We start from the raw sequence: 26,766 nt of genomic DNA, 5'->3' as shown, positions 1-26,766 counted from the left end.
CCCCATCTCCCCATCTCCCAATTTCACCCGATAAAAATTCGCCTGCACAGCTAACACAGTTCCCCACAAAGGAGAAACTGCGTTATCGTCATCTGCTACATTCACACTCAACTCGCAGGTCGCCGGACTAAAATGGCAAAAAAGCCAGTCCGGTCTTCAATTTGTTCAATGCGATAACCTTCCATTGTCAGGCTATCAGGAACCTGCTCGATCGGTTCTCCGGGATCTAACCATACTTCCAGCAGAGAACCGGGAGCCATTTTCTCCAAGCACAGTTTCGTGCGGACAAAATTTATCGGACAGGGAGTGCCTCGCAGGTCTAGCTGGGCATCCGGGGTAGATAGGGCGTTCGACTGAGCGCTCACGCCGAAGTCAGAGTTACTCATTTGTGGAAAATATTTCCAAAGAATCCTTCTATACCGCCTTTACCAGTGCGTTCGCCCCTAATTTTAGCCAACTTTTCCAACAATTCACGTTCTTCAGGAGTGATCCGGTTAGGAATTTCAATATCCACAGTAATCAGGTGATCTCCCCGACTTACTGGGTTGCCTAACTTCGGGACACCGCGATTTTCCAATTTTAGAACTGTCTTTGGCTGCGTACCGGGGGGAATCGTCAATTCCTGTGGGCCATCCACTGTATTGACTTCCAGCCGACCTCCCAAAATTGCCTGTAAGTAACTAATTTCAATGTGCGACAGGATATTAATTCCTTCCCGCTTAAACTCTGCGTCTTCGTTGACAAACAAGTATACATACAAGTCACCCGGAGGGCCACCTCGTTGACCGCTATCGCCCTCAGAAGCAACACGCAGGCGAGTACCATCATCCACGCCAGCCGGAATGGTAATTTTCAGCTTTTTAGTAATTTGCTTTTGACCCCGACCATCGCAGGTTTCACACTTATCTTCAATCACCTGACCGCTACCGTTACAGGTAGGGCAGACGGAAACTTGAGTAAAGCTGCCAAAAGGAGTGCGTGTCACTCGCCGCACTTGACCGGAACCTGTACAGGTAGCACAAGTCCGAGGTCGAGTCCCTGGTTTAGCACCTGTACCGCTGCAAGTTTCACAGGTTTCTAGGTGAGAAATGCGAATTTCCTTCTCACCACCAAACACAGCTTCGCGGAAGTCTAATTTTAAATCTAATCGCAGGTCATCACCTCTAGCGGGGCCTGTGGGTCTGCGCCCAGTGCGAGGTCCTCCTACGCCGCTTTGACCCGCGAACCCGCTGAAGAAACTTTCAAAAATATCGGCAAAACCGCCCATGTCGCCTAAGTCTTGAAAGCCTTGTGCTGCTGCGCCTTCTACTCCGGCGTGACCAAAGCGATCGTAACGCGCCCGCATTTCTGGTTCGGAGAGCACTTCATAAGCTCGGTTAATTTCTTTAAAGCGGTCTTCCGCCCCAGCTTCTTTGTTCACATCTGGGTGGTATTTACGAGCCAGACGGCGGTAGGCTCGCTTGATTTCTTCTTGGTCGGCGTTGCGAGCAACGCCTAGAGTTTCATAGTAATCGGTGGCCATAGAGGACTGGTACAGTTTTAAGTTTTAAGTTATTAGTTTTAAGTTATGAATTTTAAGTTATGATTTTAACTCAAAACTCAAAACTCTCTTCATCAGTGGCAGGATAGTTTTAAGTTTTTGTAGGGGCGGGTGAGAGTCCAGATATCGTTTGTGAGTAGCAAAGATTCTGTACTCTCACCCGCCCCTACATGAATTTTAAGTGATGAATTTAACTCAAAACTCAAAATTCAAAACTCAAAACTACTATTAGTCTACGGCTTCGTAATCTGCACTAACCGTGTTTTCATCTTCAAAGTTGAAATCGAAGTCTTCGTCCTCACTAGCTACAGTTGCTATCTCATCTACAGGTTCCGGCTGGGAGGCGGAGTAGGAATCCACAAAATCAGTTTGACCTTGGTTAGCTTGCTGATATACCGCCGCACCAATATCAAAGAGCATTTGTTGGAAACTATCTACTAATTGTTTCATTTCTTCTATAGAAATGTAGGGATCGGCGATCGCTCCTCTTAATTCTGCCGCCCTTTCTTTCGCGTAGGCTTGCATTTCTTCGCTAATGAATTGACTATTATCTTTCATTGTCGATTCATAGCTATAGAACAAGCTATCAGCCTGATTTTTGACTTCGATTAACTGTTTGCGTTTCCGATCGTCCTCAGCAAACATTTCCGCTTCTTGCCGCATCCGTTCCACTTCAGCAGCCGTCAAGCCACCAGTATTAGTAATCCGAATGCTTTGCTCTCTACCTGTACCTTTATCTTGTGCTGCCACTTTGAGAATGCCATTTACGTCTATCTCAAAAGACACTTCTATTTGCGGTACTCCTCGCGGTGCTGGGGGAATCCCTGTGAGCAAGAATTTACCCAAACTCTTGTTATCACGAGCCATTGCTCGTTCCCCTTGCAAGACGTGAATTTCCACTGATGTTTGTCCATCGGTGGCGGTAGAAAATACTTGAGATTTGCTTGTCGGAATTGTGGTATTCCGGTCAATAATTTTGGTAAACACCTCGCCTAAAGTTTCAATTCCCAAGGACAGAGGTGTAACATCCAACAGCAGCAGGTCTTCCACTTCCCCACTTAACACGCCGCCTTGAATGGCTGCACCCAAAGCTACAGCTTCATCTGGGTTGACCGATCGATCGGGAGTTTTGCCCCCAAAAAACTGCTTAAGTGCCTCTTGAACTGCGGGAATGCGAGTCGAACCGCCTACTAGAATAATGCGATCGATATCCCCTGCTACCAAATCAGCATCTTTGAGAGCTTGCTTCATTGGGTCAATGGTGCTTTCCACCAAATGACTCACCAACTCTTCAAAGTTTGCCTTAGTCAGCGACATTTCCAAATGTTTTGGCCCTGTTTCATCTGCCGTAATAAACGGCAAATTAATCGAGGTCGTTACCATGCTAGAAAGTTCAATTTTCGCCTTTTCCGCCGCTTCCCGCAACCGTTGAAGCGCCATTTTATCTGTACTCAGGTCTATTCCCTCAGTTGCTTGGAAATTCTCAATCATCCACTGCACTATGCAGTTGTCGAAGTCATCGCCACCCAAATGGTTATTCCCAGATGTAGCTCTGACTTCAAACACCCCATCACCTAATTGCAGGATCGAGACATCAAAAGTACCCCCACCCAAGTCAAATACTAGTACTAACTGCTCTTGATCTTGTTTGTCCAAACCATAAGAAAGCGCAGCAGCGGTCGGCTCGTTAATAATTCTTAATACTTCCAGCCCTGCGATCGTTCCTGCATCTTTGGTTGCCTGCCTTTGAGCATCTGTAAAATAGGCAGGCACCGTAATCACTGCTTGTTCTACGGGTTCTCCCAAGAAATTTTCCGCATCCTGCTTCAACTTTTGCAGAATCATCGCCGAAATTTCCTGTGGAGTGTAAGCTTTCCCCCGGACTTTCACATCAACCGTATCGTCTTTACCTTTAATGCAGTTATAAGGAACTTGGGATCGCTCGATCTCCGTATCATCCCAACGACGACCAATGAAGCGTTTAATACTGTAGATTGTATTTTCGGCATTCATGACCGCTTGCCGTTTCGCTAGTTGACCGACCAACCGCTCGTCAGCTTTGCCAAATCCCACTATACTAGGCGTGGTTCGTCCTCCTTCAGAGTTAGATATGACGATCGGTTGACCGCCTTCTAGAAAGGCGACGCAACTATTCGTAGTGCCCAGGTCGATACCAATAACTTTTCCCATAGATCGCGGCAGTTTCTCGCTTGATGCTCTTGTTCAGGCTTGTTGTAACTTAGGTTTGGTAGATTGAAATTTTAAAGATTTTTAATTGCATTTACAATCTCAAATCTAAAATCACCAACACCCCTTAACTTTCCGGTGACTCAGGCTGGCTTTCCTCTGAGGGTACCATGTGTTCCCCAGGAGCAGCAACTTTCACCACTGCATGACGCAGGACTCTATCTCCCAAAAAATACCCAGGAATCAGTTCATCAATCACTGTTCCCTCTGGATACTCATTAGTTGGTTCCTGAATCGCCGCCTCATGTAAATTCGGGTTAAATTCTTGCCCCTTTGGACGCATCGGAGATACCCCCAAACTTTTCAGAGCCGTTACCATTTGCTTGTAAATGCTTTGATAGCTTTTGTGAATATTTTTTTCTGCGTCAGTTTGGGGTTTAATTTGGGCTTGTGCCCGCTCAAAATTATCCACTACTGGTAAGAGTGCCCCCAGAGTATTACACTTTACCTGCTGGTCTAACTCTTCCTTTTCTTTTTGGCTGCGCTTGCGGAAATTATCAAAATCCGCCGCAATTCGCATATATTGGCTGGTACGTTCTTCCAGTTGTGCTTTTAATCCAGCTACTTGCTGTTCCAAGGCAGAGATTTCCGCTTCCATTTCTTCCCATTCAGCGGCATCTCCTGCTGACGAGGTTTCTTGATCCACAGTAGCATCGGTCGCAGCTACTTCCGAGTTTAGTTCTGTTTCCAGATGGGCTGACATCTGGGCTGAATTGTTGTTCTCCTCAGCTACGTTAGCGATTATATTTTCCGTTTGTTCTGTCTGTTTAGATTCTTCTATCATCGTCCACTCACCCAGTTAAGAGACTGCTAGCTACAGCAAACTAAATGCTCTAAAAATAGATTTTGTGCTAGCTCCCCCTTAACTTTACAAAAAAAACAGTAATAAAGCTCACTATTTCTTGTCCATTATCGAGCTTGTGTCTAATTTCTTGAACTAGTCAACCCTGTTAATTATTCTACTTTGCTCTTTCGGAACAAGGTAATACTTTCCTAAAATCTGTTACCAGCCTCTACTTAAAGGGTTGGTTAAGGCTATCATCTTGGAAAGGTAGAGGAAAAATACTCTTCCTTAACTGACTCATCTATGAAAAATCGTACTGCTGACAGCGAATCCCGGTTAAATGGGTAAATTTGTCAGTTTAGCTTAATTTCAGACTGGAAACTTGTACTGTATTCCCAGGAAAAAGTGTAGCTTCCTGAAGCGGCAAATTTTCATTTCGGGAGTCTCCTGAACGGAAAATACAGTATGCGAGATCGCAGTCTGGTGAAAATTTGGCAGAAACTTTTGGGAATACTCTATAAGGAGAACTTCTGCATCAGCTATGACTAACTCTTCATCATTACCAAAACGCACCTCAACCAGCCTGATAGTCCAAAACTTTTCGCCCTTTGGCAATAAGTTAATTCAAGCGGGCTATGTTAATCCAGAGCAGATGAAACAAGCGATGGTCGAAAGTCGCTCATCAGGAAGACCGTTAACAGAGATTCTAGAGTCACTTACAGGAAGACAGTTGCCCCCAGACTTGTTACGTCAGTACAAGAAACAGCAGCTGTTTGAATTAAAGATTCTTTTTGGTGTGGAATCTCTCGATCCCGAAATTACCGAGGTTCCAGTTAATCAGCTAGGGGAGTTGATTGACTCTTTAATTCCCATTGATATCTGTCGTCGTTATCGTTTAGTACCCTTATCTAAACATGATACTCAGCCGCCTAGTGTTCTAATTGCGATGGTCAATCCTGATGACCTAGAAGCCTTAGATGACTTGAACCGGATTTTACGGCCTCAAGGTTTGGCATTGCAACGGATGGTGATTACCAGAGAAGACTATGAACACCTGATTACTAAATATTTAGATGAAGAAGCGGAAAGATTAGAGAAACGGGAACGGGAAAAGCAAACTGATGTCAGCGGCTTATTAGACGATCTGAATATAGAAGGTTTGGAAGATGCACCCGCAGAAGGCGAAGACCTTGGTAAAGAAGGTGAGGAGTCTTCCGCGCCGATTATTAACTTGGTGAACAAGATTTTGATTAAGGCTTTGCAGGAAGGTGCTTCGGATATTCACGTTGAGCCGCAAGAGGAGACTTTACGGATTCGCTTCCGTAAGGATGGGGTGTTGCAACAGGCATTTGATCCTTTACCGAAGCAAATTATTCCGGCGGTGACGGCTCGGTTTAAAGTAATTTCTGATTTGGATATTGCGGAACGACGACAAGCACAAGATGGTCGGATTCGTCGGATGTTTAATGGACGGAAGATCGATTTCCGGGTGAGTACTTTGCCTAGCCGTTATGGGGAAAAGGTGGTACTGCGGATTTTGGATAACTCGTCAACTCAGTTGGGATTGGATAAGTTAATTACTAATCCAGATACATTGGCGTTAGTCCGAGAGATGGCTAGTCGTCCGTTTGGGTTGATTCTGGTAACGGGGCCTACGGGTTCTGGTAAGTCAACGAGTTTATACTCGGTGTTGGCAGAACGGAACGATCCGGGAGTAAATATTAGTACAGTAGAAGACCCGATCGAATACACTTTGCCAGGAATCACTCAGGTACAGGTGATTCGGGAAAAAGGCTTAGATTTTGCGACGGCGTTAAGGGCGTTCTTACGACAAGATCCAGATGTGATTCTGGTGGGTGAAACGCGGGACAAGGAAACGGCGAAAACTGCGATCGAATCGGCTCTAACAGGTCACTTAGTATTAACCACTTTACACACGAATGATGCGGCAGGTGCGATCGCTCGTTTAGATGAAATGGGTGTAGAACCATTCATGGTGTCGGGTGCTTTACTCGGTGTCTTGGCACAACGTTTGATGCGGCGTGTTTGTCCTGATTGTCGCATTCCCTACACACCCTCACCAGAAGAATTAGCCCGGTTTGGTTTAACTGCTTCCGGCGATGTAGACCTGTTAATTTACAAGGCGAATACCATCCCACCAGCAGAAAGACCCAATGATAAAAACCTCTGCAAAACTTGTAAAGGAGTTGGCTATAAAGGTCGGGTTGGGGTTTACGAAGTCCTGAAAGTGACAGAAAATCTGCAACTTTTAATTAGTCAAGGCGCACCCACAGAACGCATTAAAGAAGCGGCTGTAGAAGAAGGCATGGTTACATTGTTGGCATACAGTTTACAATTGGTGCGCGAAGGTCGGACTACCCTCGACGAAGTAGAGCGCGTTACCTTTACTGATTCTGGGTTAGAAGCAGAATTAAAAGCCAAACGGAAAACTGCTCTTACCTGTCGGGTTTGTGATGCTGGATTACAACAGGAGTGGATTGAATGTCCTTATTGCTTAACACTCAGGTTTAGCGAATAGCATGATTAAGTTATTGGTCATTGTGATGAAGGAAGGGAACAAGGAACAGGGAACAGGAAACAAATATTTTGCGTAACCTTTCCCGACTTGATTTGGTAGTCGATTAGTCAACAGTGAATGATAGTGTTTCTCTTGCCTTGTGAGGTACAGCTAAGTTTCTGTTCCCAAAAAGACCTGAGAGCATGACAAATGACCAAAACTATTTGGGCAAACTAAGAATAACAACTAACCAATAAATCTACTGCTAACGGAGACAGTGTTATGCCGATGGAAATGATGATTGAAGACCTAATGGAACAATTAATTGAGATGGGTGGCTCGGATATGCACATCCAAGCTGGTGCGCCTGTCTATTTCCGGGTCAGTGGTAAATTGGGGCCTGTGGGCGAGGAGCCGATGACGGCAGAAGAGTGTCAACGCTTAATTTTTAGTATGCTCAATAACTCGCAACGGAAGGATTTGGAGCAGAATTGGGAATTAGATTGTGCTTACGGGGTGAAAGGGTTAGCTCGGTTCCGGGTGAATGTGTATCGGGAACGCGGTGCTTGGGCCGCTTGTTTGCGAGCTTTGTCTTCTAAGATTCCGAATTTCGATAAATTGGGGTTGCCGGATGTGGTGCGGGAAGCCACCGAAAGACCGAGAGGTATGGTGCTGGTGACTGGACAAACGGGGTCAGGAAAGACGACGACGATGGCGGCGATGATTGATTTGATCAACCGCACGCGATCGGAACATATTCTGACGGTGGAAGATCCGATCGAATATGTATTTCCCAACATTAAAAGCTTGGTTCACCAACGCCAAAAAGGTGAAGATACCAAGAGTTTTGCTAATGCCTTGAAAGCAGCATTACGGGAAGACCCAGATGTAATCCTGGTGGGTGAAATGCGGGACTTAGAAACGATCGGCTTGGCGATTTCCGCAGCAGAAACAGGTCACTTGGTATTTGGTACTTTGCACACGAACTCAGCTGCTCAGACGATTGACCGGATGTTGGACGTATTCCCACCAATTCAACAGCCCCAAATTCGGGCAATGCTTTCTAACTCTTTGGTAGCTGTATTCAGCCAAAACTTGGTACCAAAACACAATGTTAAACCTGGGGAATATGGTCGAGTAATGGCTCAAGAGATTATGGTAATTACACCTGCTATTTCTAACCTGATTCGGGAGGGCAAAACTTCCCAAATTTACTCGGCGATTCAAACCGGAGGTAAATTAGGGATGCAAACTATGGAAATGTCCTTAGCTAACCATTACAAAGCTGGTTCTATTTCTTACGAAGCTGCGATGAGTAAATCTTCTAAACCTGATGAATTACAAAGGTTAATTGGGCCGACACCAGCTGGAGTGAAAGTCGGAGGAGCCGCCCATTAAGTTAAGTTAGGATAGCGGTATTAGGTATTCGGTCGTAGGTAGTGGGTAGTAGTGGGTAGTAGGTAGTAGGTAAAAAGTTTTAAGTGATGAATTTTGCTAACTGCCTACTAAGAATTTAACCATCTAGAGTGTCTACAAGTTATTAAGACCCACTACCAATTACCAATTACCAACTACCTAATAAAGAAAATAAATTAAACAAAAAGTTTGGTGTTAACTATGCCTACTTTCTTAGCCCAAGTTAGAGACTCTCAAGGAGTTACCAAAAAAGAAAAAGTAGTTGCCGAATCTATCAGGGATGCCCGTGCCCTTCTGAGAGATAAGGGAATGACAATTCAAGACCTCAAGGAAGCAAAAAGCTTTAACTTGAAAGAGTTTGATTTTAAAGCCGCAATGGCGAAAATCACTGTCAAGGATAAAGCGATTTTCTCTCGCCAATTTGCCGCAATGGTAAATGCTGGGGTGGCTTTGGTGAGAGCTTTGGGGGTATTAACTGAACAATGCACTAATCCCAAATTGAAAAGAGCTTTAGTCGGAATTAGTGCGGATGTGAATGAGGGGATTAGTTTGGCAGATGCACTGCGAAAACATCCTGACTGCTTTGATAACCTCTATGTGGCAATGGTAGAAGCTGGGGAGGTTGGTGGGGTACTCGATGAAGTTTTAAACCGGATTGCGAAGTTATTAGAAGATGCGGCGAGACTACAAAACCAAATTAAGTCAGCGATGTCTTATCCGGTAGCGGTGGGAAGTTTGGCGGTGCTAATCTTTATTGGGATGACGACATTTCTGTTACCAATTTTTGCGAAAATTTTTGAGGATTTGGGAACGGAATTGCCATTATTTACCCAAATAATGATGGGGATTAGTGAAATTTTGCGGGGACCTTTTCTTCCTGCACCAAAAACTAATTACTGGATATTGTTGGTGATTGCTACGATAATTGGGACAACTTTTGCCTATAAGCAATATTACAAAACTCCGGTTGGTCGCTTACAAATTGACAAGTTTTTCCTGAAAGCTCCTGTTTTTGGTGATTTGACGGAAAAAACTGCTGTGGCGCGTTTTTGCCGCACTTTTGGGACTTTGACTCGTTCTGGTGTACCGATTTTGACTTCTTTGGAAATTGTGCGGGATACGGCGGGTAATGTGGTAATTTCTAATGCGATCGAAGCGGCGAGAAAAGAAATTCAAGGTGGGGGGATGATTAGCCTTGCTTTGCAGCGAGAAAAAGTTTTCCCAATTCTGGCAATTCAAATGATCAGTATTGGGGAAGAAACTGGGGAAATTGACAAAATGTTGATGAAAGTTGCCGATTTCTATGAAGATGAAGTCGAGCAAGCTGTGAAAGCTCTGACAAGTATCCTAGAACCACTGATGATGGTGGGGATTGCTTGTATTGTAGGTTCGATTTTGTTGTCGATGTATCTGCCAATGTTTGCAGTGTTCGATAAGTTAGGCTAATCGATAGAGATGGCTTTTGTTTAAGCTATCTAAAATCAGAGAAGAATTTGGCAAACCATCGCAGTTCCAAGTAGGAAAATGTCGATACAGCAATTCCATTACGAAGAGTTACTCGCAGAGTATAGTAGCCAAATAGGGGCGATAGAGCTACTGAAGCAACATCGACCCTATTTTGAGCTAATTCCTAGTCTGCGCCGACCACAAGAAAGTTTGATCGCTATCCCATTGCCGATCGTGCGTTTAAGTCAAAATAACGCACCGACAAAACATAGTGGAGTAGTAAAACCAGGACGACAAGCAACTTGTTTACCCTGTGATATAGCAGTTTTGATGTGCGACCCGGAATGGAAAATTAAAACGGGTGCAGAAATTTTAGTGTTTATCCATCGTCCTGATGAAGAGTTTTCGGAACTACTAAATCGATGGCGACAAACTCAAGTTTATTTGGATAATGGTTACGAGTGGGTGATGCCTTCCCGATACAAACATATTTTGAGTGAAGGGGGTGATAAAGTACATCCACTGTTTGTGATTTATGAGCAAACTCCAGAGCGCGTTAAGTTGGGTTTGAAGGGTGCTTATTTACCATTTGTGACGCAAAGTTTGACTGTCATTCAAGATGAAATTCCGCCTGCTTTGTCTCCAGAAGCTCCGGCGACTTAAGAGCAGGGAAGTAGGGGAGAGGATTAGAGTAATTTTTTCTGTTTCCAAGCAATTTAAATTTAAATGTGGAACAGCTGATATAGCTAATACGAGGACTTACGCTTTCAGATGAGTTGGTTGGGTTATACTGCGTAAGTCCTTAATTGTTTGTATTTGGGAGCGGGGTATAATGACGCAGGATTCGGCTTTGGTAGCATGGCAAAAGTTGATTGATGTGGTGGCGAAATTACGATCGCCTAATGGTGGTTGTCCTTGGGATTTAGCTCAAACTCCCGAATCTTTAATTCCTTATGTAATTGAAGAAGCTTATGAAGTTGTAGATGCGATTAGATGTGGAGAGGAGAGTGCGATCGCCGAAGAGTTAGGAGATTTACTTTTACAAGTAGTTTTACAAGCACAAATTGCTAGTGAATCCGATCAGTTTACCATTAAAGAAGTCACCGAAGGAATTACCGAAAAGTTAATTCGCAGACATCCTCATGTTTTTGGTGATGTGGCTGTAGAAAGTGTTGAGGAAGTGCGGCAAAACTGGGAACAAATTAAAGCGACAGAAAAGGGAGAAACTCCAGATAAGCAACAGTTACTTAGTGCAAAAATTAGCCGTTACGCTCGTACTTTGCCACCATTGACTGCCGGAATGAAGATTTCCCAAAAAGCGGCAGATGTGGGTTTTGAATGGGAAAAAATTGAGGACGTTTGGGAAAAATTTAATGAAGAATTGACAGAATTTAGATACTCTATTCAACATGAAAATAAGGAACGCCAACAAGAAGAATTAGGCGATTTGTTATTTGTAATTATTAATTTGGCGCGGTGGTATGATTTAGATCCTGCGTTAGCTTTGCAGGGAACAAATCAACGTTTTATTCAAAGAATTGTCAAAATGGAGGCAGCGACAGACCGCCCGCTTTCGGATTATTCTCTAGAAGAGTTGGAACAACTTTGGCAACAAGCAAAAGCTAAGTTGGCGGCACAAAAAAATGGCGATCGCACTGAAGCATAATATGAAATCATGAAATATTTGCTACAGATAACGTATATAAAAGTGGGGAGATGGGGAGATGGGGAGATGGGCAGAGAGATGTGTAGCATTATTTTTGAGATTTCATATAACTTAATTGGATATAAATAATAAACATTTTACAAAAATAGACAATCTCTCTATTCATCTGTGGATATCTGTGGTAAAAAAAACCAAGATTTCTGACTTTTGCCAGAAGTCTAATAAACTGAATACTTTCGTGATAGCTAATATTAATTTTCGGTGAAAATACGCTTAATATATTGTAATTATTTGCTGTGAAATCATTGTTAGGCATAGTAGATTGTGCTGGAAATATTCAGCGCATTATTAGAGAGAAATGGTATAAGTTTACTGTTGAATAGTAGCATTAGATTTGCGGAGGATTTATGTTATATCTTGTATCAAAATACCTGAGATTATCAGCTGCTACTATTGGTATGGTGTTGGGAGTCCCAACAGTTGCTCAAGGCGCTTACTTAAAGCTGTGGGATAATGGGCCATCAAGTAACCGAGTTGATATAGTTTTTTTGGGGGATGGGTATACAGCAGCAGATATTAATACTACCTACAACAGCGATATTAATTCAATGCTCAATTGGATGTTTTCTGGAAATGAAAACCCCTATCCCAGATATAAAAACTTTTTCAATGTTCACCGTTTAGATATTATTTCTCAGGAAAGGGGAGCAGATATTCCTCCAAAAGGCATTTTTCGCAATACTGCATTGGATGCCAGTTACTATTTTGACGGAGTAACGGAGCGTTTGCTTTATATTAATGAAGCAAAAGCTAAGCAAGCTTTAGTAGATAACTTACCCGATCCTTCATTAGCAGAAATTCGGTTAGTGACTGTCAATGATACTCTATATGGAGGTGGTGGCGGAAATTTTTCTGTCTATGCAGGTGGTAATAAGAATGCTACAGAAATCGCACTCCATGAGTTAGGACACAGCTTTAACGGGTTAGCTGATGAATATGATTATAGCTATTTGGGAATTTACACAGGTGCAGAACCAGCGGCAGTTAATATTACTAAATCTGCTACAGGCAATAAGTGGTCGCAGTGGCTAGGTTACGATCAACCGGGTATTGGAGTTATTGGTGCTTATCAGGGTGCTGGTTATTATCAACAAGGTTTATTTCGACCTTCTGTGAATTCTAAAATGCGGAGTTTGGGTCAACCTTTTGATGCGGTAAGTCGAGAAAAGATTATTCTGGATATTTATGGTTTAGTAGATCCTTTGGACAGTTGGTTAGATAATACAACTACTTTATTTAACCCAGAGAAACTTTGGGTAAAGTCAATAGATCCGAGTGTGATTAATGTTAATTGGTATGTGAATGATGTTTTAGTGGCTGGTGCTGAAAATCAGTGGTTTGATTTGGCAAATTATGGTTTTGATGCTGGGGTTTACAAGGTGACTGCTAAAGCATTCGATCCTACTGATTGGGTAAGAGTTAATCGCGATTTTTTAGAACAAACTATTACATGGAATGTACAGGTTTCTATTCCCGAACGAGTTCCCGAACCTGGAACTTTGTTAGGGTTGTTGAATCTGAGTATTTTCGTTTTGGTTAGTTGTGCTAGGAAAAGCCAAGATTTATCTTAAACTTACTGTCAGATTGACCATATCCCGATAGTAATCTATTGCTTCATAGGCTGAACCAATATATTTAATTTTACCTCGATCTAACCAAATTACTCGATCGCAAAATTGCTCAACTAAATTCAAGTCATGGGATACTAATAAAACTGTAGCATTAGCATCCCAGAAGTTTTTCAACCTCTGTTTGCATTTGTTTTTAAATCTTTCGTCGCCGACAGCCAACACTTCATCTAAAATTAAAATGTCTGGTTCGACATCAGTGGCGATCGCAAAACCCAACCGCGCTACCATCCCAGATGATAAAGCTTTTAAGGGAATTGAAACATATTCTTCTAATTCAGCAAAAGCTAAAATCGAATTGATTCTTTGCTGCATTTCCTTTTGGGAAAAACCTAGCATTACCCCATACAAAATGATATTATCCCATATAGTTAACTCTGGGTCAAAACCAGCCTCTAATTCAATCATCGGCGCAATTTTTCCCCAAACTTTTACCTGACCTTTAGTAGGTTGGAAAATTCCACAAATCACCTTGAGCAGGGTTGATTTTCCAGAACCATTAACTCCGATGATGCCTACTTTTTCGCCTGCTGCGATCGTTAAATCAACCCGATCTAAGACTAATTTTTTGATGGGTTTATGATATTTTCCTTCCAGAATAGACAGAATTGTTTTCTTCAAATCGTAAGAGAACTCTTCTTGGGTTCTGCGCCATAAAGACACTTGTTCTAAGCAGATTGCTTGCATTTATAATAAATCCATAAATTGCGATCGCCAATTATAAAACAATTTACATCCTACAGCTAAAACAACACAACTAGTCAATAAAGAAGTGCCAATTAAGCTGATGTCTGGTAACTCTCCTGACAAGGCAATCTGACGAATGCTGCCAATAATCGAAATGAGGGGGTTGAGGGCTAAAAAGGGTCGAATATTTGCCGGAACAATATCTATTGGATAAAATATCGGAGAGCTAAACCAAATTAAGGTGACTACTAATTCGTAGAAGTAGGGCAAATCCCGAAAGAAAACAAATAGCGCACTGACGATCAATCCTACTCCTGCACAAAAGCAAACTAAGGATAATAATGGCACGATCAAAGCTAACACATTAATTAAACTTTCGGAAGTTACTAATGCGGCAATTACTAAAAACGGCAAGGAACCGCAGACAAACTGAAAGACATTCGCTGCAATCATTGATAAAGGAAAAACATTGACTGGCAAGCGAATTTTATTCAACAATCCCCCGTTACATACCACACTAGTTAATGCTTGGCTAGTGGAAGCGGAAAAAAAGTTAATTACCACTAAACCCACAAACACTTCTAACATATATTTGACAAGGGAATTGTCGTAATATCGTAAAAATGCCATACCAAAAAGTGTGGTATAAGCGGCGGTCATTAGTAAGGGGTTTAACAGTGACCAATATATGCCTAAAAACGAACCGCGATAACGGACTTTAAGATTTCGGCTTACCAATACTTGTAACAATTCCAGATAGCGGACTAGGTTAGCGTTCTGGAAAATTGATGTTTGACTCACTCGCACCACTTCACCCTGTCTCTTAAAGACCATTCTTGTACTAAGCTTGGATTATGCGCTGCAAATCGAGAAATGTCCATGACTGTTTCCCAAATAGCTTCGAGTTCGTTAATTGAGATTGCCCAACTTACCCGCCAAGCAGCAAGAGAGTTGGCGATGCTTTCTGCTGCTGCTAGGAATGATGCTGTTGAAGCGATCGCCCAAGCGTTAGAATCGATGATTCCTGAAATTTTGACTGCCAATAGTGCCGATTGTCAAGCAGCTGAGGCGGAAGGGATCTCGAAATCGCTTTATGCGCGGTTAAAGTTAGATGAGACTAAGCTCATTGGTGCGATCGCCGGAGTCCGCGATGTGGGACGTTTACCCGATCCTGTCGGAAAGTTGGAAATTCATCGCCAGTTGGATCGGGGATTAATTTTAAAGCGAGTTAGCTGTCCTTTGGGCGTTTTGGGGGTAATTTTTGAAGCCCGTCCTGATGCTGTGATGCAAATTACTAGTTTGGCAATTAAGTCAGGGAATGGGGTTATTCTCAAAGGTGGGAAGGAAGCTGTTCGTTCTTGTGATGCTTTGGTAAAAGCGATTCGTTTAGGTTTAGCTAACAGCGATGTTTCACCAAATGTGGTACAGTTGCTCACGACTAGAGAGGAAATTTCTACATTATTAAAGTTGGATGAATATGTAGATTTAATTATTCCCAGAGGTTCTAATAGTTTTGTGCGGTTTGTGCAGGAAAATACGCGAATTCCTGTTTTAGGACACGCTGACGGAATTTGTCATTTATATGTAGATGCAGGGGCGGAAGTTACTAAGGCGGTGGATATTGCTGTTGATGCAAAAACTCAATATCCGGCTGCTTGTAATGCGATCGAAACTTTGTTAATTCATAAGTCAATTGCGCCGGATTTTTTGCCTTTAGCTGCTGCGGCTTTAAGGGAACGGAATGTCGAGTTGCGGGGGGACGATCGCGCTAGGGAATTTGTGGAAATGTTACCCGCAACGGAGACAGATTGGGCAACGGAATATAGCGATTTGATTCTATCAATTAAGATTGTGGATTCTGTGGCGGATGCGATCGCTCATATTAACACTTACGGTTCTCGGCATACTGATGCGATCGTTACTGAAGATGACAAGGCTGCCAAACTTTTTCTTGCCCAAGTTGACGCTGCTGGAGTTTATCATAATTGTTCGACTCGCTTCGCTGATGGTTATCGTTATGGCTTTGGTGCAGAAGTAGGAATTAGCACCCAAAAAATGCCTCCGCTTGGGCCTGTCGGTTTAGAAGGATTGGTAACATACAAATATCAATTAACTGGAGATGGTCACATTGTCGAAAGTTATAGTGGTAAGGATGCTAAACCTTTCCATCATCAAGATTTGCCCCTGGAATAAAAGGAAGTTTTGAGTTTTGAATTAGGGAGAGTTTGGAGAGTGAGAGAGTTTTGACTTAAGGAGAAAGTTTGGACATTTTTAACTGTTTTGCTCCTCTGCTCCCCCGCTCCCCCGCTCCCTATTCCCTGCACCCTTTCACTATTCAATGAATTTAATGAACGAAACAGTGAGTTGGTTTAAAATGGCTTTGCAATTAAAGGAATCGGTGATAATTAAAGTGTTACCTCGTGCTTTTATTTGCAGCTTATTTGGAGGATTTATTTCCTTAGTTTATTACTCTAAATTACCCTTACCTTGGCATAATTTGGAAACGATTACTAATAATGTAGTATTCGGTTTAGTATTAGGATTGTTGTTGGTTTTTCGCACTAATACAGCTTACGATCGCTTTTGGGAAGGACGCAAAGCTTGGGGTACATTAGTTGTCAATATTCGTAGTTTAGCTAGACAAATTCACACATCTGTTGCTATAAAAGAAGAAACAGATCAATCCGAGAAAAATCAACAATTAAAATTATTAGTGGCTTTTGCTATTGTTACTAAATTACATTTGCGAAAAGAAACTGTCACAGAAGAATTAGAAACCTTGATATCTCTCGCCAAGATAGAGAAGCTAAAACAGGCAAAAACACCACCTTTAGAAATTATCCTTTGGTTAGGTGAATACATTCAAAAAGAAGGGGAAAAGGGTTGTTTAAATTCCTATCAACTAACAGCTATGAATCAATTACTAGATAAACTAGTAGAAGGTTTGACTAACTGTGAAAGGATTTTAACTACTCCGATTCCTATGGCTTATGTTATTTATTTAAAGCGATTGTTGCTGATATATTTTTTGTTTTTACCTTTTCAATTAGTGACTTATTCCGAATGGTTAACCGCTTTTCTGGTATTTTTAATTAGTTTGGCTTTATTTGGTATTGAAGAAATCGGTAATGAAATTCAAGAACCGTTTGGTTACGATCAAAATGATTTATCATTAGAGCAAATTTGTCAGACAATTCAAAGTAATATGGAAGATATAATAGCTTTGTCCGAGAGCAATAATTCAGAAATTAAAAGGGAACAGGATGTAATGGAATTAGATAATTTTTATGGACTCAATTGAAATTACTGGTATTCGTTGTTACGGTTACATTGGTTATTTACCAGAAGAACAGGTTTTAGGGCAATGGTTTGAGGTTGATGTTACTTTGTGGTTAGATTTAACACAGGTTGGTCAAAGTGATGCTCTTACAGATACGATAGATTATCGCACCACAATTGAAAGTGTAAAAAATTTGGTGAAAACTGCTAAATTCGCCTTGGTGGAAAGGTTGGCAGAAGCGATCGCAGCGAGTATCCTAGAATCAGTTAAAGTGAGCCAAGTTAGAGTAAGATTAACAAAACCTGCTGCGCCAATTCCTGATTTTGGCGGTAAAATTACGATCGATATTACCAGGGTGCAACACAACTAATTTAAGGAAAATAGAAAGATGTCTTTTCGGATATTAAGTTTGGATGGGGGAGGAATTCGCGGTGTTATTGAAGCCGTTATTTTGGCAGAAGTAGAGAAGATTATCAAAGTACCTTTGAATCGTTATTTTGATTTAATTACTGGTACTTCTACTGGGTCAATTTTAGCAGCTGCGATCGCACTAGGTAAAAGTAGCGAACAAATTCTAGACCTGTATCGCAGAAAAGGCAAAATTATTTTTCCCTACACTAGTCTTTTTTCACCCCAACGATTGAGTTTAGTTCTAAAATATGGGCTGTCTGCACCTAAATACTCAGATCGAGGTTTAATTGAAGTGTTACAGACAGAATTTGGTAACACCAAATTAGGAGATATTAAATCATCTAGATTATTAATCACAGCTTACGATACTCTCGATCGAGAATTTATAGTTTTTAAGAACTGGCAAACATACAAACCTTGGATCAATACTCCCCTCTGGGAAGTATGCGTTTCTTCATCATCTGCGCCTACTTTCTTTCCCGCGCATTTACTAACAACTGAATCAAAAACCTATTCATTAATTGATGGTGGTATTGGTGCAAATAACCCTTCAGCTTGTGCAATTGCAGAAGCACTGCGACTTGAAAATTCCATCAAGGATATTGCTGTACTTTCTATTGGAACAGGAGATGCTACTCAACCTCTTCCTTTTGCCAAAGTTCGCTCTTGGGGAATAATTCAGTGGATTTGGCAAGGGCGTTTAATTGAAGTACTTATGAATGCTTCTGCTGATGTTAATGATTACATTAGTAGGGAAGTTATGAGTCCTCCAGAAATGGACAATGAAGCTTCTCCTCGTTATTTTCGCTTGCAACCTAAAATCACCAAAGATGCCATAGATGATGCTAGTGATGAAAATATCGATCGGTTAATTACACTGGCACAAATCTATGTGCAAGATAATAAAGATTTACTGACAAGCTTTTTGTCACAAATAAGTTCTTCATAGATTCAATTTATTAATTGTCAAAAAATAGGGGAAAAAGTCAAGATTGAGTAAATCACGAATCAACTAAGCTCTCATGGAGGTTTTATCATGTATTTGCATTCACGATATATTAGTTTGATCGGTGCTATATTGCTCCTCTGGCTGGCGGCTTTCTCCCAAGCCGAGAAATTATATGCACAGACAACATCTAGACCAAGACGTAGCCAAGCTCCACAAAGTAATATTTTACGGGATGACGATCGAATAATTAATCAAACTCAGTCACCTCCACCCGTCCCTACTCCTACTCCTCCCCGCCCTATTTCTGTTCCTGAAGGTAATATTTTACGGGATGATGAGAGACAAATTAATCAAACTCAGTTGCCTTGGGTGTTAGTTTCTAATCAGCCAAATCAAGAAGTTTCTTTGGTTGTTACTAACAAAATTTCCGGGTTTTTGACTAAAGAAGGTTTAACTCCGATTTCCTGTAGTACAAATCCAGTAGTAGTAATTTCTATTAATAATAAGTATGTAGCTTGTAGCTCACCTACAATAAAATTTCCGCCAGGAACTTATAATACAAATATACCTGATTTAGAACCTTCTGATAAATGAACTATGAAATATAACTTGGTAATTTATATTTCCTTGCTTGCTTGTGTAGTGAGTGCTTGTAGTTCTTCTCCTCAAGGTAATTTGCTCCGCGATGATGAATTATCGACTGCGCCTGCTCCTCAAGGAACTGTTTTACGAGATGATGATAATAAAAATCAATTTCAAGAGGGAGTAAATCAAGCAAAAAATGCAACAAATATGGCTAAGTCAGCCAAAACTGAAGCTGAGTTGAAAGTAGTTGTTAATCAATGGAATAAGGCAATTGAATTGATGAAATCAGTGCCAAAAACAGACCCAAACTACCAACTTTCGCAACAGAAAATAGTAGAGTATCAGAAGAGTTTAGGGGAGGTAAAAAAGAAATTACAAAAGTAAGTTTTATCTAAAAAGTAAAGTTGGGAAATCAATATGCGATCGCCTTTTATCATCCTCACCTTAATTACTGCTATCTTAGCTGGATTTCCTAACTTTAGTTCAGCAGTAGAAGATTTTGTCACTCCTGCACCTGTGCAAGATAGTACAATTCTTGATGATGCAGATAATTCGCAAAACAATTTCACGAAACAAGCCGAGCAACTTTTAAAAACAAGCGAACAACTATTTGCTAACCGTCAGTATCAAGAAGCAATTAATACCTTCAAGCAATTACGAGAAATTTATCAGAAAATAGGTAACAAAGAAGGTGAAGCAATCACACTTTTTAGAATTGGTTCTTGTTACGATCGCTTAGGTGAAATTCGTGAGGCATTAAATTACTATCAACAAGCTTTAGTTTTACGTAGAATCATAGGCGACAAAAGTGGCGAAGGTAGTATTTTAAATAGCATTGGTGGAGTTTATTTTCAACAGGGAAACTATCAGCAAGCTTTGGAATTTTATCAGCAAACTCTGCAAATTCGTCGCCAAGTAGGAGACAAACTTGGCGAAGGACGTACTTTAAATAATATTGGTTTAATTTATGAAGCTTTGGCAGATTATCCCCGTGCTTTAGAAAATTATCAGCAAGCTTTAGTAATTTTTCAAGTTCCAGAAATTAGAAATCGTCAAGGCGAAGCTGCCATATTAAATAATATTGGCTTAATTTACAATCAACTTGGTCAATCTATCCAAGCATTAGAATTTTACCAAAAAGCGTTAGCAATTCGCCAAGACATTGACGACAAATCAGGCGTAGGTACAACTTTACATAATATTGGATATATTTACGATCAACAGGGTAAATATTCGCAAGCTTTGGAATACTATCAACAAGCTTTGCAGGTAAGGAAAGCAGTAAGCGATCGATCGGGAGAAGCCTTAACTTTAAATAACATAGGTTTAGTTTATGATAATTTAGGAAAATATTCTTTAGCCTTAGATAATCTTCAGAAAGCTTTAGGAATTTTTCAAGGAATTGGCGATCGAACTAATGAAGGTAACACCCTCGATAGCATTGGCACAGTTTATAAAAATCTGCGTCAATATCAACAATCTTTAGACTCTTACCAACAAGCATTAGCAATTATTAAAGAAGTTGGCAATCGTAACTTTGAAAGGTCTACACTTAGTAACATCGCTCAACTTTTAGCGCTACAAAATAAACCTGAATTAGCAATTTTATTTTATAAACAAGCAGTTAATGTTACCGAATCAATTCGCTCTAGATTAAGTAAACTTCCATCCGAACAACAGCGTTCTTACACAGCTACAGTTGCCGATACTTATCGCTCTTTAGCTGATTTATTATTGCAGCAAAATCGCGTTTTAGAAGCCCAACAAGTTTTAGATTTATTGAAAGTGCAAGAAATAGAAGATTATTTGCAAAAATTTAGAAGTGACGAGCAAAATTCCCCAGAATTAGAATTATTGCCTCAAGAACAAAAAGTGCAAACAGATTATCTTACCATGCAAAACAAAGCTATTGAATTGGGCAAAGAACTGAATAAACTACAAAAAATACCCGAAGCAAACCGCACGCCTGAACAACAAAAAAGAATTGCCGAATTAATCCAAATTCAACAACAAATTCGCGCTGAATTTAATAACTTTATTAACAGTCCCGCAGTCATCGCATTAACACAAAAACTCACACAAACTACAAGCGGGGAAAACTTAAATTTACGAACTCTCAATAAATTACAAGCACAATTAAAACAGTTGTCACAAAACGCTGTTTTACTTTATCCTTTAATTTTAGAAGACCGATTAGAATTAGTATTAGTAACCAGTTATTCTCCACCAATTCGCCGCACAGTTAACATAAAACGTCAAGAATTAAATCGATTAATCGTAGAGTTTCGTTTAGCTTTACAACAAGCTAATGCTGATGCTAAAACCCCAGCAAATCAATTATATAATTTGCTGATTAAACCAATAGAAAACGATTTAATTCAAGCCAAAACTCAAACTATAATTTATGCCCCGGATGGACAATTACGTTATATTCCGATTGCGGCTTTGTATGATGGTAAACAATGGTTAATTGAGCGATTTAGCATTAATAATATTACTTCTGCTAGCCTTACGGATTTTAATAGTAGAAATGTTTCCCAACTCAAAATTTTAGCCGCAGCTTTTACTCAAGGTAGTTACAATGTCACTGTTGGAACTCGTAAATTAACATTTGCTGGCTTACCTTTTGCGGGGCGAGAAATAGAAAATTTAGCAGCCATAATTCCCACTACTACTAAATTGATAGATAGTGCTTTTACGCCTCAGTCTACTGTTCCTAGATTAAACGAATATAACATAGTTCATTTGGCAACTCACGCTGCTTTTGTAATTGGTCAACCCCAAGACTCATTTATACTTTTTGGTGACGGAAGTCGGGTAACATTGCGTGATGTAGAAACTTGGTCATTACCAAATGTAGAATTAGTAGTTTTGAGTGCTTGCGAAACAGGAATTGGCGGACAATTAGGAAATGGCGAAGAAATTTTAGGTTTTGGTTATCAAATGCAATTAACTGGGGCGAAGGCTACTATTGCTTCTTTGTGGTCAGTTTCTGATGGTGGGACTCAAGTTTTAATGGATGCTTTTTATGCGGAATTACGCAAGGGAAATATTAGCAAAGCCGAAGCATTGCGACGAGCACAAATTGCTTTAATTAAAAGTAGAAATTTTCTGACAACTGCACAAAGAGGAAGAATAACTACTGCCCAGCCTACTCGTAATAGTTTAGCAGCTACAGTTAGCGATCGCCTAAATCACCCTTATTATTGGGCAGCTTTCGTTTTAATTGGTAACGGCTTGTAGTACCTAGTTGCGCTTTAGTGATCTTCTTTGGCGCTGAAGCGCAACTAGGTACCTATTTTAAAATTACAACGATTAGCCCAATTAATTTCTTGCAAAAATTCCTTAAAAGTAGTCAACAATTCGGAAATTCCCTCTTCTCTTAAATACTTAACATCAGTTTGATAATTTCGCATACCTCTAAAGATTTATCTTCTAAAAATTGAGAATACAGTTGACGATAGACTTAAAAATATTTCAATATGAAAATAGCGATCGCTTAAACAATAAATATAGCAGAGATAATTGACAATGGTTAATCAACAGCCAAACCTAGATAACGCCGTAGTATTTGAACAACTTTGGCAAATTAGCAACGAACTTCGCCAAAAAATAGAAGCACGTTTTACGCTACATCCAGATCCCTCGACAAAAGATTTAGAAGAATTTACTGGAATCGATCCTCATGTTAAAGGTTCAATGAAAACTTTTTCAAGTTCAGAAATTGATTGGTTTGTGCATTCTTGGCTGCGTAATTCCAAAACTGGTTTTAGCATCGTGCGTCTAACTACTTGGTTAAAATCTCATATTGCTGTTCCTCATTTAGCGTTTGAATTCAGCAGTTTTGGCAATATTCTGTTTTATATTGATTACGTTCCTCGCAACGATCTTTTGATGAATTTAGATGATTTAGATCGATATTATGAACCAGTTAATCAAACATTTTTAACATTACAAGCTGATTCTCGACTTTCTCCATTCATTAGTAAAAGTTTGCACGTTCGATTATTTCAATCGCCAATTAATTTATGTTGCACTTGTCCGCCTACAGAAGATTTGTTGGGGCTGATTCGCACAATTTCCCATGAAATGTTAGATCGTTGGTTAGGTTGGGTAGATGTAGCTGAAGCTGTTCCCGAATCAATGCAAAAAGCTTTGTTTGAGCGCGATTTATTTATTCGTCGTAGCAGTGCTGAACGCGATCCAGGTAACAAAATGGCGGCGCAAATTTTAGGAAATGAATTAACAGATAAATTGGTCAAAGCTCTCTGGGGTGGCGATCGCTCTCCCAATTAAAAAACTTCGTGATTCTGCTATTAAGTTAATAGCAGAATCACACCTAATAAAAAACGAACCCAGACAAATTTAAAATAAAGATCTATACTAGTATTTTAACAAAATTTATTATTAGGGTGTGGAAAAATTAAGACGGTGCTTAATCAAAAAGCAGGAAAGATTCAATGAATCTCAAAACCTTTTATCCAAATCCCCAAGTATTTGGGCAGAAAATCCAGCAATTAGGCAAAAAATGCCAACAAATATTACTGAAACTGCTCTACAAACAGACTATTTTAATTCTAGGAGTTCTTTTCTGCACGGGAGTTGCAGGCGCGTTGTGGAATGTCTCTCGTCTGTCATGGAATTTGATCGAGTCTCAAGCACTGGAAAATGCAGCTTTATACGCACAAACTATCCAAACAGCACGTACACTTTATAGTTCAGAAGCTGTTAATCGGGTAAAAGAAATACACAGCATTACTGTCACCCATGATTATAAAAATAAAGAAGGCGCTATACCTTTACCAGCCACATATTTAATCGAACTCGGTAAAAAAGTAGTTGAAAGAAATGCCGGAATGTCGGTTAGATTATACAGCGATTATCCATTTCCTTGGCGAGAAGCAGAAGGTGGTGCTAGAGATGAATTTGAATTAGAAGCATTACGTTATTTAAGATTACATTCCGACCGCCCTTTTTATCGTTTTATAAAATCAAAAAATAGCCTAAAATTGCGTTACACCCAAGCCGACATTCTCGAACCTAGTTGTGTAGATTGTCATAACAAACACCCCAGCAGTCCGAAAACAGATTGGAAAGTTGGTGATGTCCGAGGAGTCTTAGAAATTAGTAGTTCTTTAGATAATTTGATGGAGAAAACTAATGAAGGTTTACAAGGAACTTTCATTACTTTAGGAATGCTGTCAATGTTTGGGCTTTTTGGTTTAACTTTAGTAATTACTAGATTACGCAATATTTCCAAAGAATTAGAATTGCGTGTGATTGAACGCACTTCAGAATTACAAAAAGCTAACGCTCAATTAGCAGATGAACGGGAAAAGTCAGAGCGTTTATTATTAAATATTTTACCAGAACCGATCGCTAATCGCCTCAAAGAAGGACACAAAAGTATTGCCGATGGCTTTACCGAAGTGACAATTTTATTTGCTGATTTAGTCAACTTTACTGAACTCTCGGAAAAAGTTACTCCCACTCAACTTGTAGCCTTACTAAATGAAATTTTTTCTGCATTCGATCGCCTCACAGAAAAGCACAGTTTAGAAAAAATTAAAACAATTGGTGATGCTTACATGGTAGCTGGTGGTATTCCCAACCCCAGACAAGATCATGTGCAATGCGTAGTAGAAATGGCTCTAGATATGCAGCAAGAAATCATAAATTTTAATGCGAAGAATGATTATAACCTAAGTATCAGAATTGGCATTAATACTGGCCCTGTAGTAGCCGGAGTAATTGGTACAAAAAAATTCATCTATGACCTTTGGGGCGACACAGTTAATGTTGCTAGCCGCATGGAATCTCATGGTATAGTAGGCGAAATTCAAGTGACAGAAAAGATTTATGAAATGTTAAGCGATCGCTACAATTTCCTGTCAAGAGGTTCAATTCACGTTAAAGGCAAAGGAGAGATGACTACCTATTTACTTATTGACAGAAAAGAGTAAAATGATCGTAAAATTAAACGGTCAGGAGGGTTAGTGATGACTCAACAATATAAACACTCCATGCTACCAGAAACTAATCACGATGAATTAGCAAGACAAAATTTCTTTCAAAGTCTGAGCAATCACGTTTTTCGTCAGATTGCACCAGGTAATAAAGTTATTTACGAAACAGTATTAAAACCAAAATTTGAACAACAATATCAGCGATCGCCAAAAGACCGTCATGAAGTGAGGCGTTTAATGCAAGACCAACCCTATTATCGTTGGTATGGAGCCTTAAAACGGACTACTCAAGAAATGATGTGGGAATCAGTTATTTCCAGTGTAGAACGCCAACTTCCTGAACTCATCGAACGCGCCAAAGAACAAGGTAGCAAACTCGGTACTTTAACCCTCGATCCTAATTTTCAAACTCCCAAATATCAAAAAGCAGTAGATATTCACTGTATGCCAGGAGGATATCACGACGAATCAATATTAGATGATGTTAGTGTTGGTGCAATTTACGATCGCTTCGCCTACATTTATGGTCAAGGTTGGCTAGGTTCGCTCAACGATGACATGGGTCAATCTGCCATTCAAAACTATCTTAAACAGCAACATCCCAACTTTCAACCTACAAAAATTCTTGATTTAGGATGTTCCGTTGGACACAGCACTTTACCTTACGTTGATGCTTACCCAGAAGCCGAAATTTATGCCATAGATATAGGAGCATCCATGCTACGTTATGGTCATGCAAGAGCAGAAGCTTTAGGAAAAAAAGTGCATTTCTCCCAACAAAATGCCGAAAAGACAAACTTTCCAGATCGGTCATTTAACTTGATTGTTTCCCATATCTTACTCCATGAAATTCCCGTTCCTGCTATTCGCAATGTGATGCGAGAATGCTATCGTTTACTTGCTCCTGGTGGGATGATGATTCATGTAGAAGGGTCTCTATTTCGGCACATGGATGCTTATCGTGCTTTCATGTACGATTGGGAAACTGCTAACAACAACGAACCATTTTGGAGTGCCATGCGCGATCTCGATTTAACGGCAGTTGTTAGCCAAGCAGGATTTGCCGCAGAAAACATAATTGAAACCTTTATTCCAGGTGGTAGTGGGATGCAAAAATCAAGCAACGACAATTCACCAAATAGTAAATTAAACATGGGAATGCGTTGGTTTTTATTAGCAGCAACTAAATAATTAAGGTAAGGGAATGAGCAAAAAAGCTAAAGGAAAACGACCTGTTTATTTTGATGACCCTCAGATTGATAAGATGCTAGCAATTATCATGGCTCTTACTGCTGAGGTTTCAGTTTTGCGCGATCGTCTCGACACTTTAGAACATTTAATCCAAGACAAAGGCATTATATCAATTGACGAAATTGAAACATACCAACCCGATGAACAAGTAGCCAAAGAGCGCGAACAGAGGCGTGCAGAATATATTGCCAGAGTACTCCGAGTTGTGCAAGAAGAAGTAGAAGCACTTCAACAGCACTAAATCCAAATTCTTTCCGATGATCTGAAATTCGGAATAACTTGCCGATTTTTATGCCAAAACCAATTAAAAGTAAAGTCCAAAGGTTTTGAAT

Annotated in this window: 22 protein-coding genes and 1 pseudogene; 17 read left to right on the top strand and 6 right to left on the bottom strand. The window is 40.3% G+C overall.

Going from position 1 to position 26,766, the window contains the following annotated elements; all coding sequences use genetic code 11:
• Window positions 1-107: 107 nt before the first annotated feature.
• From IQ264_RS16615 to grpE, 4 genes are all read right to left on the bottom strand, one after another.
• Complete coding sequence (locus tag IQ264_RS16615) at window positions 108-386, bottom strand: sulfurtransferase TusA family protein (RefSeq protein ID WP_193981909.1); 279 nt, start codon at window positions 384-386, stop codon at window positions 108-110.
• Complete coding sequence (gene dnaJ, locus IQ264_RS16610; RefSeq protein ID WP_193981908.1) at window positions 383-1,522, bottom strand: molecular chaperone DnaJ; 1,140 nt, start codon at window positions 1,520-1,522, stop codon at window positions 383-385. Before dnaJ ends, IQ264_RS16615 begins: the two co-directional genes overlap by 4 nt.
• Before the next feature lie 246 nt (window positions 1,523-1,768).
• Entirely contained in the window at window positions 1,769-3,730 is a 1,962-nt protein-coding gene (gene dnaK / locus IQ264_RS16605) for a molecular chaperone DnaK (protein WP_193981907.1), read from the bottom strand.
• A 124-nt stretch (window positions 3,731-3,854) separates the two neighbouring features.
• On the bottom strand, window positions 3,855-4,571 hold the full coding sequence (grpE, locus tag IQ264_RS16600; protein ID WP_193981906.1) for a nucleotide exchange factor GrpE: 717 nt from the start codon (window positions 4,569-4,571) through the stop codon (window positions 3,855-3,857).
• A gap of 541 nt (window positions 4,572-5,112) precedes the next feature.
• Between grpE and IQ264_RS16595 the strand changes: the two genes are divergently transcribed.
• From IQ264_RS16595 to IQ264_RS16570, 6 genes are all read left to right on the top strand, one after another.
• Window positions 5,113-7,110: a GspE/PulE family protein gene (locus IQ264_RS16595; protein WP_193981905.1), complete on the top strand. Its 1,998-nt coding sequence runs from the start codon at window positions 5,113-5,115 to the stop codon at window positions 7,108-7,110.
• Between the two features lie 267 nt (window positions 7,111-7,377).
• Window positions 7,378-8,487 (top strand): type IV pilus twitching motility protein PilT, encoded by a 1,110-nt coding sequence (locus tag IQ264_RS16590; RefSeq protein WP_193981911.1) that lies wholly within the window; start codon window positions 7,378-7,380, stop codon window positions 8,485-8,487.
• A 219-nt stretch (window positions 8,488-8,706) separates the two neighbouring features.
• Window positions 8,707-9,951 carry a type II secretion system F family protein gene (locus IQ264_RS16585; protein WP_193981904.1) on the top strand — a complete coding sequence of 415 codons (1,245 nt, stop codon included), beginning with the start codon at window positions 8,707-8,709 and terminating at the stop codon, window positions 9,949-9,951.
• Between the two features lie 78 nt (window positions 9,952-10,029).
• Window positions 10,030-10,614 (top strand): hypothetical protein, encoded by a 585-nt coding sequence (locus IQ264_RS16580; RefSeq protein ID WP_193981903.1) that lies wholly within the window; start codon window positions 10,030-10,032, stop codon window positions 10,612-10,614.
• Between the two features lie 169 nt (window positions 10,615-10,783).
• On the top strand, window positions 10,784-11,617 hold the full coding sequence (mazG, locus tag IQ264_RS16575; protein ID WP_193981902.1) for a nucleoside triphosphate pyrophosphohydrolase: 834 nt from the start codon (window positions 10,784-10,786) through the stop codon (window positions 11,615-11,617).
• Between the two features lie 407 nt (window positions 11,618-12,024).
• Window positions 12,025-13,248 (top strand): M64 family metallopeptidase, encoded by a 1,224-nt coding sequence (locus tag IQ264_RS16570; RefSeq protein ID WP_193981901.1) that lies wholly within the window; start codon window positions 12,025-12,027, stop codon window positions 13,246-13,248.
• On the opposite strand, the gene IQ264_RS16565 is transcribed toward IQ264_RS16570, so the two are convergent.
• Window positions 13,240-13,992, bottom strand: coding sequence for an ABC transporter ATP-binding protein (locus IQ264_RS16565; protein ID WP_193981900.1), 753 nt, complete (start codon window positions 13,990-13,992; stop codon window positions 13,240-13,242). The genes IQ264_RS16570 and IQ264_RS16565 overlap by 9 nt on opposite strands.
• The gene (locus IQ264_RS16560) at window positions 13,993-14,793 is read right to left on the bottom strand and encodes an ABC transporter permease (protein WP_322744713.1); all 801 of its coding nucleotides are present in this window, start codon (window positions 14,791-14,793) and stop codon (window positions 13,993-13,995) included. It abuts the gene before it with no gap.
• Window positions 14,794-14,865: 72 nt separating this feature from the next.
• On the opposite strand from IQ264_RS16560, the gene IQ264_RS16555 reads away from it, so the two are divergent.
• The 11 genes and pseudogenes from IQ264_RS16555 to IQ264_RS16505 all read left to right on the top strand — a co-directional run bounded on the left by IQ264_RS16555 (window position 14,866) and on the right by IQ264_RS16505 (window position 26,675).
• Entirely contained in the window at window positions 14,866-16,185 is a 1,320-nt protein-coding gene (locus tag IQ264_RS16555) for a glutamate-5-semialdehyde dehydrogenase (RefSeq protein WP_193981898.1), read from the top strand.
• 154 nt (window positions 16,186-16,339) lie between these two features.
• Window positions 16,340-17,293 carry a bestrophin family protein gene (locus tag IQ264_RS16550; RefSeq protein ID WP_228061591.1) on the top strand — a complete coding sequence of 318 codons (954 nt, stop codon included), beginning with the start codon at window positions 16,340-16,342 and terminating at the stop codon, window positions 17,291-17,293.
• Window positions 17,280-17,642 carry a dihydroneopterin aldolase gene (gene folB / locus IQ264_RS16545; protein ID WP_193981896.1) on the top strand — a complete coding sequence of 121 codons (363 nt, stop codon included), beginning with the start codon at window positions 17,280-17,282 and terminating at the stop codon, window positions 17,640-17,642. The genes IQ264_RS16550 and folB overlap by 14 nt, the downstream gene beginning before the upstream one ends.
• Before the next feature lie 18 nt (window positions 17,643-17,660).
• Window positions 17,661-18,632, top strand: a complete 972-nt coding sequence (locus IQ264_RS16540; RefSeq protein ID WP_193981895.1) for a CBASS cGAMP-activated phospholipase — start codon at window positions 17,661-17,663, stop codon at window positions 18,630-18,632.
• 87 nt (window positions 18,633-18,719) lie between these two features.
• Entirely contained in the window at window positions 18,720-19,226 is a 507-nt protein-coding gene (locus IQ264_RS16535; protein WP_193981894.1) for a hypothetical protein, read from the top strand.
• A gap of 3 nt (window positions 19,227-19,229) precedes the next feature.
• Window positions 19,230-19,601, top strand: a complete 372-nt coding sequence (locus IQ264_RS16530) for a hypothetical protein (RefSeq protein WP_193981893.1) — start codon at window positions 19,230-19,232, stop codon at window positions 19,599-19,601.
• A gap of 33 nt (window positions 19,602-19,634) precedes the next feature.
• Window positions 19,635-22,460 (top strand): CHAT domain-containing protein, encoded by a 2,826-nt coding sequence (locus tag IQ264_RS16525; protein WP_193981892.1) that lies wholly within the window; start codon window positions 19,635-19,637, stop codon window positions 22,458-22,460.
• Between the two features lie 288 nt (window positions 22,461-22,748).
• Window positions 22,749-23,513: a red chlorophyll catabolite reductase gene (locus IQ264_RS16520; RefSeq protein WP_193981891.1), complete on the top strand. Its 765-nt coding sequence runs from the start codon at window positions 22,749-22,751 to the stop codon at window positions 23,511-23,513.
• Window positions 23,514-23,875: 362 nt separating this feature from the next.
• Window positions 23,876-25,180 (top strand): annotated as a pseudogene (locus tag IQ264_RS16515) (adenylate/guanylate cyclase domain-containing protein); the annotation flags it as partial.
• 36 nt (window positions 25,181-25,216) lie between these two features.
• Entirely contained in the window at window positions 25,217-26,374 is a 1,158-nt protein-coding gene (locus IQ264_RS16510; RefSeq protein WP_193981889.1) for a class I SAM-dependent methyltransferase, read from the top strand.
• A gap of 13 nt (window positions 26,375-26,387) precedes the next feature.
• The gene (locus IQ264_RS16505; protein ID WP_193981888.1) at window positions 26,388-26,675 is read left to right on the top strand and encodes a hypothetical protein; all 288 of its coding nucleotides are present in this window, start codon (window positions 26,388-26,390) and stop codon (window positions 26,673-26,675) included.
• The last annotated feature ends 91 nt before the right edge of the window (window positions 26,676-26,766 follow it).

The organism is [Phormidium] sp. LEGE 05292 (assembly GCF_015207735.1).
In the GTDB taxonomy this organism is placed as follows: Bacteria; Cyanobacteriota; Cyanobacteriia; order Cyanobacteriales; family Aerosakkonemataceae; genus Floridanema.
This window is presented reverse-complemented; position numbering and strand designations above follow the sequence as displayed.